The 14368-nt window shown below is 70.2% G+C and carries 15 protein-coding genes; 7 read left to right on the forward strand and 8 right to left on the reverse strand.

What is annotated here, in order from left to right:
- The first annotated feature begins 196 nt into the window (after positions 1–196).
- A complete protein-coding gene (locus tag ABT340_RS15935) occupies positions 197–682 on the forward strand; it encodes a glutathione peroxidase (RefSeq protein ID WP_352011481.1) in 486 nt (161 codons plus the stop codon).
- Here ABT340_RS15935 and ABT340_RS15940 read toward each other — a convergent pair.
- Positions 654–1652 carry a LacI family DNA-binding transcriptional regulator gene (locus ABT340_RS15940; RefSeq protein WP_352011482.1) on the reverse strand — a complete coding sequence of 333 codons (999 nt, stop codon included), beginning with the start codon at positions 1650–1652 and terminating at the stop codon, positions 654–656. The two genes, ABT340_RS15935 and ABT340_RS15940, sit on opposite strands and share 29 nt — an antisense overlap.
- A gap of 176 nt (positions 1653–1828) precedes the next feature.
- Between ABT340_RS15940 and ABT340_RS15945 the strand changes: the two genes are divergently transcribed.
- On the forward strand, positions 1829–3049 hold the full coding sequence (locus tag ABT340_RS15945; RefSeq protein WP_352011483.1) for an ABC transporter ATP-binding protein: 1221 nt from the start codon (positions 1829–1831) through the stop codon (positions 3047–3049).
- A 92-nt stretch (positions 3050–3141) separates the two neighbouring features.
- On the opposite strand, the gene ABT340_RS15950 is transcribed toward ABT340_RS15945, so the two are convergent.
- Positions 3142–3894: an SDR family NAD(P)-dependent oxidoreductase gene (locus tag ABT340_RS15950; protein ID WP_352011484.1), complete on the reverse strand. Its 753-nt coding sequence runs from the start codon at positions 3892–3894 to the stop codon at positions 3142–3144.
- Positions 3895–4008: 114 nt separating this feature from the next.
- Here ABT340_RS15950 and ABT340_RS15955 point away from each other — a divergent pair, with 114 nt between their 5' ends.
- A complete protein-coding gene (locus tag ABT340_RS15955) occupies positions 4009–5094 on the forward strand; it encodes a PQQ-dependent sugar dehydrogenase (RefSeq protein ID WP_352011485.1) in 1086 nt (361 codons plus the stop codon).
- 151 nt (positions 5095–5245) lie between these two features.
- Complete coding sequence (locus ABT340_RS15960; RefSeq protein WP_352011486.1) at positions 5246–5533, forward strand: hypothetical protein; 288 nt, start codon at positions 5246–5248, stop codon at positions 5531–5533.
- Here the strand turns inward: ABT340_RS15960 and ABT340_RS15965 are convergent.
- The 3 genes from ABT340_RS15965 to ABT340_RS15975 all read right to left on the reverse strand — a co-directional run bounded on the left by ABT340_RS15965 (position 5505) and on the right by ABT340_RS15975 (position 8259).
- Positions 5505–6584 carry a glycosyltransferase family 4 protein gene (locus ABT340_RS15965; RefSeq protein ID WP_352011487.1) on the reverse strand — a complete coding sequence of 360 codons (1080 nt, stop codon included), beginning with the start codon at positions 6582–6584 and terminating at the stop codon, positions 5505–5507. The genes ABT340_RS15960 and ABT340_RS15965 overlap by 29 nt on opposite strands.
- A gap of 555 nt (positions 6585–7139) precedes the next feature.
- Positions 7140–7370 carry a DUF397 domain-containing protein gene (locus tag ABT340_RS15970; protein WP_352011488.1) on the reverse strand — a complete coding sequence of 77 codons (231 nt, stop codon included), beginning with the start codon at positions 7368–7370 and terminating at the stop codon, positions 7140–7142.
- 22 nt (positions 7371–7392) lie between these two features.
- The gene (locus ABT340_RS15975) at positions 7393–8259 is read right to left on the reverse strand and encodes a helix-turn-helix domain-containing protein (RefSeq protein ID WP_352011489.1); all 867 of its coding nucleotides are present in this window, start codon (positions 8257–8259) and stop codon (positions 7393–7395) included.
- A gap of 149 nt (positions 8260–8408) precedes the next feature.
- On the opposite strand from ABT340_RS15975, the gene ABT340_RS15980 reads away from it, so the two are divergent.
- Entirely contained in the window at positions 8409–8816 is a 408-nt protein-coding gene (locus ABT340_RS15980) for an ATP-binding protein (protein WP_352011490.1), read from the forward strand.
- Positions 8817–8900: 84 nt separating this feature from the next.
- A complete protein-coding gene (locus ABT340_RS15985; RefSeq protein WP_352011491.1) occupies positions 8901–10184 on the forward strand; it encodes a M14 family metallopeptidase in 1284 nt (427 codons plus the stop codon).
- 24 nt (positions 10185–10208) lie between these two features.
- Here the strand turns inward: ABT340_RS15985 and ABT340_RS15990 are convergent, their stop codons facing one another.
- Positions 10209–11018 carry a class I SAM-dependent methyltransferase gene (locus ABT340_RS15990; protein ID WP_352011492.1) on the reverse strand — a complete coding sequence of 270 codons (810 nt, stop codon included), beginning with the start codon at positions 11016–11018 and terminating at the stop codon, positions 10209–10211.
- Positions 11019–11191: 173 nt separating this feature from the next.
- On the opposite strand from ABT340_RS15990, the gene ABT340_RS15995 reads away from it, so the two are divergent.
- Entirely contained in the window at positions 11192–11659 is a 468-nt protein-coding gene (locus ABT340_RS15995) for a hypothetical protein (protein ID WP_352011493.1), read from the forward strand.
- 621 nt (positions 11660–12280) lie between these two features.
- Here the strand turns inward: ABT340_RS15995 and ABT340_RS16000 are convergent.
- Positions 12281–13822, reverse strand: a complete 1542-nt coding sequence (locus tag ABT340_RS16000) for an aldehyde dehydrogenase family protein (RefSeq protein WP_352011494.1) — start codon at positions 13820–13822, stop codon at positions 12281–12283.
- Between the two features lie 75 nt (positions 13823–13897).
- Positions 13898–14326, reverse strand: coding sequence for a cupin domain-containing protein (locus ABT340_RS16005; protein WP_352011495.1), 429 nt, complete (start codon positions 14324–14326; stop codon positions 13898–13900).
- Positions 14327–14368: the final 42 nt, after the last annotated feature.

Consider the following 14368-nt stretch of genomic DNA (forward strand, 5'->3'; position numbering starts at 1 on the left):
GGGGGACGCCGTCACGATGCCCCAGTGATTTCCAGCGGGCCAGCCGACAGGCTTTGTCAAGCCTTCTGTCAAAGATCGGTTAGAAAAGGATCAAGTGCCTGCTCAGGGGGCCGTCGAATCACCTGTGGCGTCCGTCACATTTCCTTTCCCGGGTGTCATAACTCTTGGATGTGACAGCGGGTTTAGGGTGCAGATCATGAGCATTCGTGATATTCCTCTGCGCACTCTCGCCGACGCGCCGACGACCCTCGCCGAGCTGGCCGGGGACGGCGCCGCCCTCGTCGTGAACGTCGCCTCCCGCTGCGGCCTCACCCCGCAGTACTCCGGGCTCGTCGAACTCCAGCGGACCTACGGCGGGGCGGGTCTCACCGTCGTCGGGGTCCCCTGCAACCAGTTCATGGGGCAGGAGCCCGGCAGCCCCGAGGAGATCCAGGAGTTCTGCTCGACCACCTACGGCGTGGACTTCCCGCTGCTGGCCAAGACCGATGTCAACGGTGAGGGGCGGCACCCGCTGTACGCCTCGCTCACCGAGACCCCGGACGCCGAGGGGACGGCCGGGGACGTCCAGTGGAACTTCGAGAAGTTCCTGGTCTCGCGTGAGGGCGAGGTGCTGGCCAGGTTCCGGCCGGGCGTCGAGCCCGGCGACCCGGCCGTCATCGCGGCGATCGAGAAGACCCTCTAGGTCCGCAGCTTCCCCTCACGATCAGCTCGGTCGGCAGAAGCACACCGCGCGGGCGCCTGCCGCCCGCGCGGAGCACCAGCTCGGCCGCCCGGTAGCCGATGTCCCGCGCGGGCTGGGCGATCACCGTCAGCGGGGGAGAGCACAGCTCGGCCCAGGGAACGTCGTCGAACATGATCAGTGACAGGTCCCTGGGCACCCGTACGTCCAGCTCCCTCGCGGCGAGCACGGCGGCCTCGCCCAGCAGGTTGCCCCCGGCGAGCACGGCGGTCAGGTCGGGCCGGTGCTGGAACAGCCCGGCCGCCGCGGCGTAGGCGGAGTCCCTGGTGCCGCGCGCCAGCACGATCAGCTCCTCGTCGACCAGGGGGCCCAGCGCCTGGCGGAAGGCGGTCAGGCGCTGGGACTGCCCGGGGCCGCCGAGGTAGGCGATGCGTCGATGGCCCAGGCCCGTCAGATAGTCGATCGCGGTCCGCACGCCCGCGCGGTCGTCGGCCAGCACCGAGGGCACCTCGTCGCGCCCGCCCGCGCTCCGGTGCGCGAACACCGTGGTGAGCCCGGCCCGCAGCGTCGGAGCCCAGATCTCGCCCTCGCCCGAGGGCACCGCGATCACCCGGTCGACGCCCTGTTCGACCAGCATGCCGATCAGCTCGCCCTCGCGCTCCTCGTCGTCGCCCGTGGCGCCCAGGATCACCGGCTCGCCCGCCGAACGGGCGCAGGCGAGCACGCCGTCGGCCAGCCGGCCGTAGAAGGTGTCGGTGATGTCGGGCAACAGCAGCCCGATCCCGCCCGAGCGCTGCTGGCGCAGGTTACGGCCGAGCGCGCTCGGCCGGTAGTCGAGCTGGGCCGCGACGGTCAGCACCCGCTCCCTGGTCTCGGGGCTGGCCGACCCCCCGGACAGAACCCGCGAGACCGTTGCCACCCCGACCCCCGCCGCCTCCGCGACGTCCTTGATGGTCGTACGACGCATGCTCATGGAAACGATTCCATCATGTTTTCAGTATTCGATCCAGCGCGGAGAGATAACGGAAGCGCCGCTGACAAGGTAGTACCGGCTGAGGGGTTGACAGGGATCTTCGTTTCCGGTGAGATGCATGAAAACGTATCCACATCGGGTGAACGCGGGTTTGGCCCGAGGCGCTAAGGACTTCCATGGCATCCATCGTTCTCAGCAAAGTCGACAAGATCTACGCAGGCGGTGTCAAAGCCGTGAACGGCCTTGACCTTGAGATCAAGGACGGCGAGTTCATGGTGCTGGTCGGCCCGTCCGGCTGCGGCAAGTCCACCGCTCTGCGTATGATCGCCGGCCTTGAGGACATCAGCGGCGGCGAGATCTCCATCGGGGGCCGGGTGGTCAACCACCTGCCGCCGAAGGACCGCGACATCGCCATGGTCTTCCAGAACTACGCGCTCTACCCGCACATGACGGTCGAGGAGAACCTCGCCTTCGGCCTCAAGCTCCGCAAGATGCCCAAGGCGGAGATCTCCAAGAGGGTCAACGAGGCCGCCAAGATGCTCGGCCTTGAGCAGTACCTCAAGCGCAAGCCCGCCGCCCTGTCCGGTGGTCAGCGTCAGCGTGTCGCGATGGGCCGCGCCATCGTGCGTGAGCCGCAGGCCTTCCTCATGGACGAGCCGCTGTCCAACCTGGACGCCAAGCTCCGTGTCTCCATGCGCGCCTCCCTCAACACGCTGCACGACCGCCTCGGCGTCACCACCGTCTACGTCACCCACGACCAGGTCGAGGCCATGACCCTCGGCGACCGGGTCTGCGTGCTGCGCGACGGTCTGCTCCAGCAGGTCGACACCCCGCAGAACCTCTTCGACAGCCCGGTCAACCTCTTCGTCGCGGGCTTCATGGGCTCACCGTCGATGAACCTCGTCAACGCCGAGCTCGTCCGCGGTGACGGCGGCGCCTTCGTCTCGTTCGCCGGCATCAAGCTCCCGGTGCCCAACCAGAGCTTCACCGACAAGCCCGGTCTCGACCAGTGGCTCGGCAAGAAGGTCATCCTGGGCGTCCGGCCCTCCGACTTCGACGACGCGGCCGCCGCCAGCGGCGCTCCGGGCCACTGGAGCCGCCTGCAGGTGCGCGCCGAGGTCACCGAGGAGCTCGGCTCCGAGATCAACGTCCTGTTCCTGATCGACGCCCCGCCGGTCCAGCACCAGGACACCGTCGCCGCCGCGGACGCCGGTGAGGACGAGGAGACGACGCTGCCGCTGGTCGGCGACAAGTCGCTGTGGACCGCCCGCGTCAACTCCCGCAGCCACGTCCGTCCCGGCCAGAACGTCGAGCTGGTCGTCGACACCCACAACCTGCACTTCTTCGACCCGGTCTCCGGTCTGTCGATCGGCCACCCGGCCAACCTGCACGTCTGACCGATCCGAGTACCGGAAGGGCCCGCGCCGCAACCCCCTCCTGCCGCGCGGGCCCTTCCTTCTCCGTTTCCGTTCCTCCCGGCTGTCTCCGGTCATCTCCGGCCGAGACGCCGGGAGACACCGGCCGCGAGACCGCGGGGCACCAGCCTGCTCACCCCGACGATGACCTTGTAGCGCAGGTCGGGCACGCTCACCCGCTTGCCGAGCGCCAGGTCGCGCATGGACTCGTTCACCACGTCGTCGGCCGACAGCCACAGGAAACCGGGGATGCCCGAGGTGTCCATCGAGGCACGCTCGTGGAACTCGGTCCTGACGAACCCCGGGCACAGCGCCATCACCCGCACGCGCGTCCCCACCAGCTCGGCGGCCATCGACTCGCTGTAGTTGACGACCCAGGCCTTGGAGGCGCTGTAGGTGCCGCGGTTGAGGAAGGCCGCGACCGACGCCACGTTGATCACCGCGCCCCGGTTCCGCTTGCGCATGCCGGGCAGCGCGGCCATCGTCAGCCGCAGCACCGCCTCGCAGTGCACCTTCAGCATCCGCAGCTCGTCGGGGACCGGGACGTCGAGGAACGAGCCGGGATGGCCGAAGCCCGCGTTGTTGACCAGCAGGTCGACCCCCTGGCGCAGCCGCGCCTCGACCCGCTCCAACCCCTCGTCGGTCGCCAGGTCGGCGGCGAGCACCTCGGCCTCGACCCCGTACCGCAGGCGCAGGGACTCGGCGGCGGCGCTCAGCCGTTCCTCGTCGCGGGCGACCAGGACGAGGGAGAACCCGTCGGCGGCGAGCCGTCGCGCGAAGGCGGCACCGATGCCGGCCGTCGCGCCCGTGATCAGTGCTGAAGGCATGTCCGCAGTCTAGTTCCTGTGATCGGAAACGCTCGCGGGCCCACGACGCATGATTGGGACATGAGGAATGTGTCGATCTCCCGTGGGACCGGGCCGGGAGCGGCCGCGTTATGCGTGGCCCTGTTGGTCTCCGTCTCGGCCTGCTCCACCCCCACCCCCGCCGCGGCCCCGGCCGCCGCCTCGCCCGTACGGTTCACCGAGCTGGCGCGGCTCGACATGCCGCTGGCGATGGCCGTACGCAAGGGCGACCAGACGCTCTACGTCGCCGAGCAGACCGGGCGGCTGCGCGCGGTGAAGGACGGCAAGGTCGCGCCGGAACCCGTCGTGGACCTCTCCGCCGAGGTGAGCGGAGGAAACGAGCAGGGCCTGCTGGGCGTCGCCTTCCATCCGGACGGCGGTCACCTCTACCTCGACTGGACCGACGCCGAGGGGCACACCCACGTCACCGAGTGGGCCTTCGACGGCGTCAGGGCCACGAACCGCAGGGACGTGCTCTTCCAGCGGCAGCCGTACGCCAACCACAACGGGGGGCAGCTCGCCTTCGGGCCGGACGGCTACCTCTACATCGCCCTCGGCGACGGGGGCAGCGGGGGAGACCCGCAGGGAAACGGCCAGAACACCGGGACCTGGCTGGGCAAGATCCTCAGGATCGACCCGCGTGGCACGCCGTACCGGGTGCCGGAGGACAACCCCTTCACGGCCACCCAGGGAGCGAAACCCGAAATATGGGCGTACGGCCTGCGGAACCCCTGGCGGTTCTCCTTCGACAGGAAGACGGGCGACATGTGGATCGGGGACGTCGGCCAGGACTCCTGGGAGGAGGTCGACTTCGCCCCGAAGGGCAAGGGCGGCGTGAACTACGGCTGGAACCGCAGGGAGGGCAAACACGACTTCCGAGGCGGCCAGGCCACGGGAACGGCCGAACCGGTCATCGAGTACCCCCTGCACGAGGGCGGGAACTGCTCGGTCATCGCCGGGCACGTCTACCGGGGAACGCGCGTCCCCGCCCTGTCCGGGCGCTTCCTCTACGGCGACTTCTGCGCGGGCTGGGTCAGGACGACCCCCGCCGACCGGCCCGGGGCCGGTGAGGAGGTGGGCAGGATCGAACAGCTGTCCTCCTTCGGTGAGGACCACGACGGCGAGCTGTACGCCCTGAGCCTGTCCGGCCCCCTCTACCGGATCGAGGCGGCGACCGGCTGACCGGCGTCAACGCCCGGAGAACAGTCCGCGATCCTTCGGCAAGCATCTCGCGGGTCGCGCGGGCCGCCCCCGGCCGCGGCCGGTACCACGGACTGCGGGGAGGCCCCACCCGTGTCTCCCCTGAAGTTCACCACCGGCGGGGGAGTTCGAGATGACCGCAAGACGTGTGACGCCCATCCTTCTCGGCATGGCCCTGGTCGCGGCCGGGCCGATGTTCACGGCGACCGGGGCGGGCGCGGAACCCGTCCCCGAACCGACCGCGCACGCCCAGCCGTCGCCCCGGCTGGGCGACGACGGCCAGAACCTCGCGGAACGCGAGTTCACCGGCCGCCACTTCGCCGACCGCAAGCTCTCCAGGAAGTTCGCCGCCTACCTGAGGAAGCGCTCCGGCAGGCAGCAGCCCGGCGGGTTCACCCTCTCCCCTCCGCGGAAGCCGTGACCCTTCCCAGGCGGCGGGCCCGGAGCGGGGCGACGGGGTAGCGTCCCGGCATCCGCACCAGGAACGCCAGAAGCCCGGCACCGGCGCAGACGACGCCGGGGAGCGCGACGGCCCCCGGCACCCGGCCGAGCATCACGTACATGCCGAGCAGGCCCGCCGCGGTGGCCGCGGCGCTCATGACCAGGGCGACCTGCCGTGCGGTGAGACCCGCGGCGACGCAGCGGTGCGCCAGGTGGTCCGGGCCCGCCAGCAGCCAGGGGCGGCCGGCCCGCTGACGGGCGGCGACCGCCAGGCAGGTGTCGAGCACCGGGACGAAGGCGAAGAGCAGCAGCGCCGGGACGACCGTGACCGGCTCCGCCTGGCCGGAGACCGCGACCGCGCTCGCCGCCAGGGTGAAGCCGACGAACAGCGGGCCCGCCTTGCCCATGCGAATGCGGGCGGGGCTCCAGCCGTGGGCGGCGAAGCCCACGCAACCACAGGCCAGCGAGAACAGGAGCAGGGCGAAGGCGGGCTGGCCCGAGGCGAGCGCGGTGACGGCCAGGATGCCCGCGCCCACGGCTCCGACGCCTCCGAGCACGCCGTCGGTGTTGTCGATCATGGCGAACGCGTTGGCGACGAACACGATCCACAGCAGCGTGCCCGCCATGTCGATCCAGGCGCCGAAGATCTCGACGCGCACCCCGGATGCCACGACCAGGGTCGCGGCGACGCTCTCGACGGCCAGCCGCCACGCGGGCCGCAGCCGCCTGCAGTCGTGGATCACCCCGAGCAGGGCGACGAGGACACCGCTCATCATGATCATGATGAGCTGGAGGTTCCACTCGCCGGCCAGTGCCGTCGTGGGCAGCAACGTTCCCGCCGCGACGGCCGGTCCGCCGAGCCTGGGCGTCGGGCGCCGGTGCGGCCGGTACGCCCCGGGACGATCGACGATCTTCAGCCGCAGGGCGAACCGCCGGGTGAACTCGGTGAACACGGCCACCAGGACGAACGCCGCCGCGCCCGCCGACGCGATGACGGTGAGGGACTCCCCGGAGACCACCGCGGAGATCACCGGGCGCTCCCGGCGCCCGGCACCCGGCGGATCGTCCCGCGGGGCACGTTCCCCACGGAGGCACCACAACGCCGCGGTCTCACATACGGCTTCGCACGGGCGGCCCCGGTTGCGCCGGTCGCAACGATCTTCACGGTCAGTCACCTCTCGCTAGCTCGGCGGCCGTGCGCACGACGGACACGTTCCCCGGCCCCCTCGCAGGTGCCGTTCTCGTGCCGGTCCGGGACGGTGACGTGTCCGGCCGTAAACCACCCGGCGTCCCGCACCGGGTGCCTTTCACCGACGGGCCCGTCCGGTGTCCCTCCCCGACGGATCACGGACGTGCTGGAGAAGTTAGCCGGGAGTCCGCCCGCTCCTTCGCGGCTATGGCGATGGCGGGGAGATGTTTTCCCCTCCCCTGCCGACGCATGGCCGGGGCATGGCGGGAGATGCGGAGGAGGGCACAATGGGAGGCGCAGTGGGAGGCACAGTGGGAAACGCAGGGGGGCCGTGTGATCGGGGCGCCGCCGGGGTGCTTTCCGGGGGAACCGGATGCCCGGTTCCCCCGAGGGTGACTCAGCCGAACTCGCCGTCCTTCACGCCGCCGACGAAGGCGTCCCACTCACCCTGAGTGAAGGCCAGCGCCGGGCCGCCGGGGTCCTTGGAGTCACGGACGAGGTAGAGCGCGTCGGCGTCGGCCTTGTGCGCCGCCAGGGCCGGGTCACCGGGGACGACCGCGACCTCCACGCAGTCTCCTCCGTTGGTGCTGCGGCTGCTCTTGCGCCATACGACGCTGGACAGATCCATCGATGGTCCTCGCACTCTCTTTCTATGGACTGGAACATCGCCTCGCCATCTGGGCGATGAAGGTGGCCGACGCCTCCGCGCCGAGAGCCAGTGCCGACAGGCTGCCGAACATGAGGGTGTAACGGCGCACCTCCTCCGGGTCCTCGGGCATGAGCCCGCTCGTGGCCTGCTCTAGGTAGACCAGATCGGGGTCTTCGGGCTCGGGGAAGCTGAGCAGGCAGAACTTGCCGTCCATCGCGGCGTGCGCCCCCGAGGAGAAGGGGATGACCCTGATCTCCACGTTCGGCAGCCTGCCGAGCTCGACGAGGTGTTCAAGCTGCTCGCGCATCACCGCGCGCCCGCCGATCTGACGCCGGAGTACTGCCTCGTCGAGTAAAGCGACGAGCTGGATCGGGTCACCGGGGCCGTGCAGCAACTGCTGCCGCGAGATGCGCACGGAGACCTTCTCATCGACCTCGGAGGGAGCCTGGGTCATGGCGGTCGCCTCGATGACGGCTCGTGCGTACGGCTCGGTCTGCATCAGGCCGGGCACGACGAGCGGTTCGTAGGTGCGCACCACCGACGCCTCCGCCTCAAGCCCGATGTAGGAGTCGAAGCCGGGTTTCAGCGCCTGCCGGTGCCGGTGCCACCAACCCCGCTGGCGGGCCTCCCTGGCCATCTGGATCAGGGAGGCGCGGGCCTCCCCGGTCACGCCGTACACATCGGTGAGGACCGACACGTCTGAGGGTTTCGGACGGGTCAAACCCGTCTCGTATCTCCAGAGAGTGGTGTCGGTGGAGCCGATCCGTTCAGCCACCTCCACCCGCGTCAGTCCACTGTTCTCTCGCAGACGGCTCAGTTCAGCCATCAGACGGCGGTGCCGCGCCGTTGGACTACGCCGGGGAGCCATGGTGCATACCTCCGTTCCAATGACAACGAAACTGAGGAATCTCAATATGAGCTATTGAAGTCCCTGATAGAACAGTTCACCGTGAGTGAGTGTGCCATCTCAGAGCGCGACGCGCATGGGAATGTGTGTGTCGGGGAGCGAGGCCAATCATGGCGGTCGTGCAACGGGTCCAGCCGCTGCGGTCAACGATGTTCCTGCGGGGCGTGCCGGAGGCCGTCTCCGAGGCGAGGGACCGGGTCAGGGGCTTTCTCGGTGAGGGACACCCCGTGTCGGAGGACGTCGTCCTCCTGGTCAGCGAGGTGGTGACGAACTCGGTGGTCCACTCCGCCTCCGGCACGGGCGGGCAGGTCGCGATGACCGTCGAACTCGGCGCGCAGAGCGTGCTGGTCGAGGTGTCCGACGCCGGATCGGGCGCGTCCGCGCCGCACGTGCGCAACGACCCGCAGGCCGAGAACGGGCGGGGGATGTTCCTCGTCGACCTGCTCGCGAACCGGTGGGGCGTCAAGGACGACCGCCGGGGCGGGCGGCGGACGGTCTGGTTCGAGATCGGCTTCTGACCGGGGTGCTTTACTCTTCGGAGTCGATGCCTGACTCTCGGTTGAGGTGCGTGGATTCCAAGGCGCGCCGGGAGAGGAGATCAGGTGAGACACCGTTCGATCATGGTGCTCGTGGTCCTGGCGCTGTCGTGTCTGGGCGTCACCACCGCGGGCGCGTCCGGAGACCCGCCGCCGAGCGGCCGGTACCGCGTCCAGGGACCCGATGATCCGCACCGGCGCAGCGCCGTCGCGGCCACCGGAGCGGTGATCGACCACGTCGAGGAGTCCTCGGTCGTGATCACCGCGGGGGACGCCGAGGTCGAGGCGATCAGAAGGCTGGGCTACACGGTCACGAGGATTCAGGGACCCCCCTCCCGCGAGGCGAGGCCGTTCGACTTTCCCGCCGCGGACTCCGGCTACCACAACTACGCCGAGATGACCGCCGAGATCGACCGGATCGTCGCCGCCCACCCCTCGATCGCGCGCAGAAGCAGCTACGGCACCTCCGTCCAGGGACGCGACCTGATCGCGGTGAAGATCAGTGACAACGCGGGAACGGACGAGAACGAACCCGAGGTGCTGTTCACCCACCACCAGCACGCCAGGGAGCACCTGACCGTGGAGATGGCGCTGTACATCCTCCACCTGCTCACCGACGGCTACGGCGCCGACTCCAGGATCACCTCCCTGGTGAACTCACGGGAGATCTGGGTCATGCCGGACCTCAACCCGGACGGCGGCGAGTACGACATCTCCAGCGGCTCCTACCGGCTCTGGCGTAAGAACCGCCAGCCCAACGCGGGCTCGTCGTACGTGGGGACCGACCTGAACCGCAACTGGGCCTACCGGTGGGGCTGCTGCGGCGGCTCGTCGCGTTCACCGTCGAGCGAGTCCTACCGGGGCCCGGCACCCGAGTCCGCGCCCGAGGTCAGGGCGGTCGCCGACTGGGTGCGCGGCAGGGTCGTCGGCGGCGTGCAGCAGATCAAGGCGAACATCGACTGGCACAGCTACAGCGAACTGGTCCTGTGGCCGTACGGCTTCACCTACGACGAGATCGCCCCCGGCATGACGCGGGACGAACACGACGCCCTCGCCACCCTCGGCGCGAACATGGCCTCGACCAACGGCTACGAGGCCATGCAGTCCAGCGACCTCTACATCGTCGACGGAGCGATCGACGACTGGCTGTGGGGCACCTACAAGATCTTCAGCTACACCTTCGAGATGTATCCGGCCGACTCCCCGCCGGGCTTCTACCCGCCCGACGAGCAGATCCGCCCGCAGACGACCCGCAACAGGGAGGCCGTGCTCCGCCTGCTGGAGTACGCCGACTGCGTCTACCGGATCATCGGCAAACAGTCCCGGTACTGCGGCGCCCGGCAGACCTGACGCGGGCCGTACGGCGGGGCGGGATCAGGGGCGGCAGATCAGCTCGCCGTGGAGGATGGACAGCCAGCCGTCCCGCTCGGCGGCCCAGGCCAGCCAGCCACGGGAGATGCGGCGCAGGTCGTCCTCGGTCGCGACGCCCGAGGCGAGGGCCTGGCCGGCCATGTCGGACTTCAGGATGCGTTCGGCCCACATGCCGCCCCACCAGTCGCGGTCCTCGGGTGTCGCGAAGCACCAGGCGGAGGCGGAGGCGGTGACGTCGGAGAACCCTGCCTGGTGCGCCCAGGAGAGCAGCCGCCGTCCCGCGTCCGGCTCGCCGCCGTTGGCCCTGGCCACCCGCTGGTAGAGGCTCAGCCACTCGTCGAGCTCCGGGGGCCTGGGGAACCAGGTGAATGCGGCGTAGTCGCTGTCGCGGACGGCGACGACCCCACCGGGCGCGCAGACCCGGCGCATCTCCCGCAGCGCCTGGACGGGGTCGCCCACGTGCTGCAGCACCTGGTGGGCGTGGACGACGTCGAAGGCGTCGTCGGGCAGGTCGAGGGCGTGCACGTCGGCGACGGCGAACTCGACGTTGGACAGCCCTCGGCGCTCGGCCTCGGCCCTGGCCAGGGCCAGCGCGTCCTCGGTGACCTCGACCGCGGTGACCGTCCCCGGCGCGACCAGGGCGGCCAGCTCCGCGGTGATGGTCCCCGGCCCGCATCCCACGTCCAGCAGGGACATCCCGGGGCGCAGGTGCGGCAGGAGGTAGGCAGCGGAGTTCTCCACCGTGCGCCAGCGATGCGAGCGCAGCACCGACTCGTGGTGCCCGTGGGTGTAGACGGCGTTCTTGAACGTCATGGCGGATCACTCCTTCGGTCGATCTACCCGAACCGTAGCACCTATCTCATATTCCAAGAGAGATTGTCTCAATATATGGCCGTTACGGATTTCGCATCATTCGGACACTTGCTGTCACAGTGGGGCGCGCTCACACTCGGGTCCGGTACCGGCGTTCCGGTACCGGTGTCGCCGTGGGGGTGGTCCTCGTGACCGAGGAGTTCAGCACAAGTGAGACCTGGCCGATGGAGTGCCTGCGTTGCTGGCACGTCTGGCAGGAGAAGTACGTCGTCCGTCATCTGACCGACGCGCACGGCCACGACGTCGTCGTGTGGCTGCGCGGGGGAACGCCGGTCCAGCCGCCCTGGTCGGGAACGAGCTGTCCCGGCTGCGGGCACAGCCGCGTGGCGGCCTTCCCGCCGGGAAGCCGCCCGATCCCGGTGGCGGAACCCGCCGCCGTGGCCGTCCAGCCTGTCACCGTGGAACCCGCCCCGGCTCCGCTCCCCGCCCCGGCGCACGGCCGCACGGGCGGCCGACGGCGGGGAGGCATCCGCGTCCCCGGCCTGACCCGGCAGCCCGCACTGCTGTACGCCCTGCTGGGGATCGCGTTCCTCCTGGTCACAGGCTTCGAACTGGTGGAACGAGTGGCGATCCACCACTGATCCCCGCAACCGGTGACCCGACCGGCCGCGACTTAGCAGGCCCGACACGGGGACCCCGATCTCACCATCCGGGGAAGGTGTGGCCTTGTGCTTCCCCAGCCCCAAGCGTGAGGGGTGTCGGTTTGTGTTTTCCCGGCCCCAAGCGTGAGGGGTTTCGGCTTGGGCGCGTCGGTGTCTGGACTGAGGAGTGAGGGAGCGCAGCGGACGAACGACGAGGGAAGACACCGACTCGAAAGCGCCCAAGCCCGCGACGCCGAAGGCGTCGCAAAGAAACACAGCCCGCGACGCCGAAGGCACCGACCTGGAGCGTCCAAGCCCCCGCGGTGCCGAAGGCACCGCAAAGAGACACAGGGGCCGCGCCGCAGCACGCGGCCCCTCGTGTGCCCCCGGCAGGGCTGCGGCCCTTCCAGGCGGGTGACGTCGTGCCCCGCCGTACCGGAGAGTTCCGGTACGGCGGGCACGCCGCCGCATGGGGGACGGGCCGGCGCCGTCACCCGCGTGGCGGGGCCACGCGGGGAGGCCGCTCGCCTGCCGGGACCCGCAGGCCGCCGGGGGCGTCCGCCCGTCTCACCGGAAGACATCCCGCGATCATGATGGGGAGAACCTCCCGGATGGGCAAAGTCAGAGCCTGAAGTCCAGATCGGGGATGATTTCGGCGACGTCCATCTGGGCCTTCTGCAGCCTGCCGGAGTAGTCCCAGTTCAGGGCCTGCCAGCGGGTGAACTGGTCGAGCACCCACACTCCCGACTGGCGGCTGCCGTTGCCGGACTTGCCGTTTCCGCCGAAGGGCAGGTGCGCCTCGGCGCCCGAGGTGGAGTTGTTGACGCTGACCATGCCCGCGCCGATGCCCGAGCGGAACCGGAAGGCGGCCTTCGGGTCGGTGGTGTAGATGGAGGAGGAGAGCCCGTAGCCGGGCCGGTTGGCGAGTCCGATCGCCTCCTCCAGGGTGGTGAAGCCGGTCACGCCCACGATCGGGCCGAACGTCTCCTCAAGGAACAGCCGGTCGTCGGGCCGCACGCCGTCCACGACGACGGGGTGGTAGTACAGGCCGCCCTCGCCGGTGAAGTTCCTCCGGGGGTTGTCCGGGGTGATCCTGCCGACCGGCCCGGAGACGACGCTGTGGTGCGGTCCGATCCAGCCGAGATACTCCTCGAAACGGGCGGCGAACCTCTCGTCGAGCAGCGGTCCGCACAGCACGTCCCCCGAGGGGTCGCCGATCACGGCGTCGGCGACGGCGCGCGTGTAACGGGTGAGGAACTCCTCGCGGACGCTCTCGTGGACGATCACGGTGCCGAGCGAGGTGCACCGCTGCCCGGCCGTGCCGAATCCGGCGAACAGGGCTCCCTCGACCGCCAGGTCCAGGTCGGCGTCGGGCATGACCACCATCGGGTTCTTGCCGCCGAGTTCGAGGCAGGGCGACTGCAGGTGCCGTCCGCACAGTTCGCCGATCCTGCGGCCGACCTCGGTCGAGCCGGTGAAGCCGACCTTGTGCACGGTGCCCTCGCCCAGCGCGGTCTCCAGCCCCCGGTAGGCGGTGGCCCCGTCGGTGAGGACCAGGTTCAGCACACCGTCGGGCAGCCCGGCCGCCGTGAACAGCCGGTGGAGCGCGTGCGCCGAGGCGGCGGCGTACTCGGCGGGCTTCCACACGACGGCGTTGCCCGCCAGCAGCGCCGGGACCAGGTACCACGAGGGCACCGCGACCGGGAAGTTGCCCGCCGTGATCACCGCGGCGACCCCGACCGGGACCCGGAAGGTGAACAGGCTCTTGTCGGACATCTCCGAGGGGACGGTCTGCCCGTAGAGCCGCCTTCCCTCGCCGAGGAAGAAGTCGCACGTGTCGACGATCTCGCGGACCTCGCCCAGTGCCTCCGCGTACGGCTTGCCGATCTCCCGGGTGACGAGCCGGGCGAGAGTCTCGGCGTTCGCCTCGACCAGCCGTCCGATCGAGGCGATCACCCTGCCCCTGACGGGCGCGGGGACCGCGGCCCACTCGGTCTGCGCGGCGGCGGCCGTACGGCAGGCGGCGGCGAACGTCTCCGCGTCCGCGAGTCCGACCCGTGCGACCACCTCGTCCAGATGGGCGGGATTGACCGACTCGTAGACGTCGCCGGGCGTTCCTGACGTCTGCTTCCCCCCGATGACGGAGATGATCTCATCGGTCACCGTTGACCTCCTCGTATCGTTGTGATCGCAATTCTTCCCCCGGGGAACGGGGCCGTCACGCCCACGCGACCCGCGTCAGACCATACGGAAGTCGGCGAAGTCGAAGCCGGGGGAGACCACGCAGCTCACCAGCACGCCCTCCTCCCCCGTGGGCCGGGCGGCCTGCCAGGTTCCCGCGGGAACCAGCGCCTGCGGAACCTGGCCCTGCTCGACCAGCGGGCCGAGCACGATCGTCTCGGCGGGCTGACCCTCGTGGCCGCCGAGGGTCAGGGCCAGCGGGCCGCCCCTGTGCCAGAGCCACACCTCGTCCGAGCGGACCACGTGCGGACGGGACTCCTGCCCCGGTTCGAGCAGGAAGTAGATGCCGGTCGCCGTGGCGCGAGGGCCGTCGTAGCCGGCCGGGGTGAGAGCGACGGAGGTTCTCCAGGTCTCCCGGTACCAGCCTCCCTCGGGGTGGGGCAGCAGATCCAGGGCTTCGGCGAGCGCGGGACGCGTTGTCGTCATTGCACCGATCCTAGGCCGCTCTTTTTGTCGGCGACGTTGGCT

It is taken from the genome of Streptosporangium sp. NPDC000239, from assembly GCF_040300765.1.
Classification (GTDB): Bacteria; Actinomycetota; Actinomycetes; order Streptosporangiales; family Streptosporangiaceae; genus Streptosporangium.

What these genes read in the sequence shown, in the direction of transcription:
- ABT340_RS16005 (WP_352011495.1), bottom strand. Translation starts at nt 14,326, where the DNA reads ATGACGACAACGCGTCCCGCGCTCGCCGAAGCCCTGGATCTGCTGCCC.
- ABT340_RS15970 (WP_352011488.1), bottom strand. Translation starts at nt 7,370, where the DNA reads ATGGATCTGTCCAGCGTCGTATGGCGCAAGAGCAGCCGCAGCACCAAC.
- ABT340_RS15980 (WP_352011490.1), top strand. Translation starts at nt 8,409, where the DNA reads ATGGCGGTCGTGCAACGGGTCCAGCCGCTGCGGTCAACGATGTTCCTG.
- ABT340_RS15990 (WP_352011492.1), bottom strand. Translation starts at nt 11,018, where the DNA reads ATGACGTTCAAGAACGCCGTCTACACCCACGGGCACCACGAGTCGGTG.
- ABT340_RS15960 (WP_352011486.1), top strand. Translation starts at nt 5,246, where the DNA reads ATGACCGCAAGACGTGTGACGCCCATCCTTCTCGGCATGGCCCTGGTC.
- ABT340_RS15950 (WP_352011484.1), bottom strand. Translation starts at nt 3,894, where the DNA reads ATGCCTTCAGCACTGATCACGGGCGCGACGGCCGGCATCGGTGCCGCC.
- ABT340_RS15945 (WP_352011483.1), top strand. Translation starts at nt 1,829, where the DNA reads ATGGCATCCATCGTTCTCAGCAAAGTCGACAAGATCTACGCAGGCGGT.
- ABT340_RS15975 (WP_352011489.1), bottom strand. Translation starts at nt 8,259, where the DNA reads ATGGCTCCCCGGCGTAGTCCAACGGCGCGGCACCGCCGTCTGATGGCT.
- ABT340_RS15935 (WP_352011481.1), top strand. Translation starts at nt 197, where the DNA reads ATGAGCATTCGTGATATTCCTCTGCGCACTCTCGCCGACGCGCCGACG.
- ABT340_RS15940 (WP_352011482.1), bottom strand. Translation starts at nt 1,652, where the DNA reads ATGAGCATGCGTCGTACGACCATCAAGGACGTCGCGGAGGCGGCGGGG.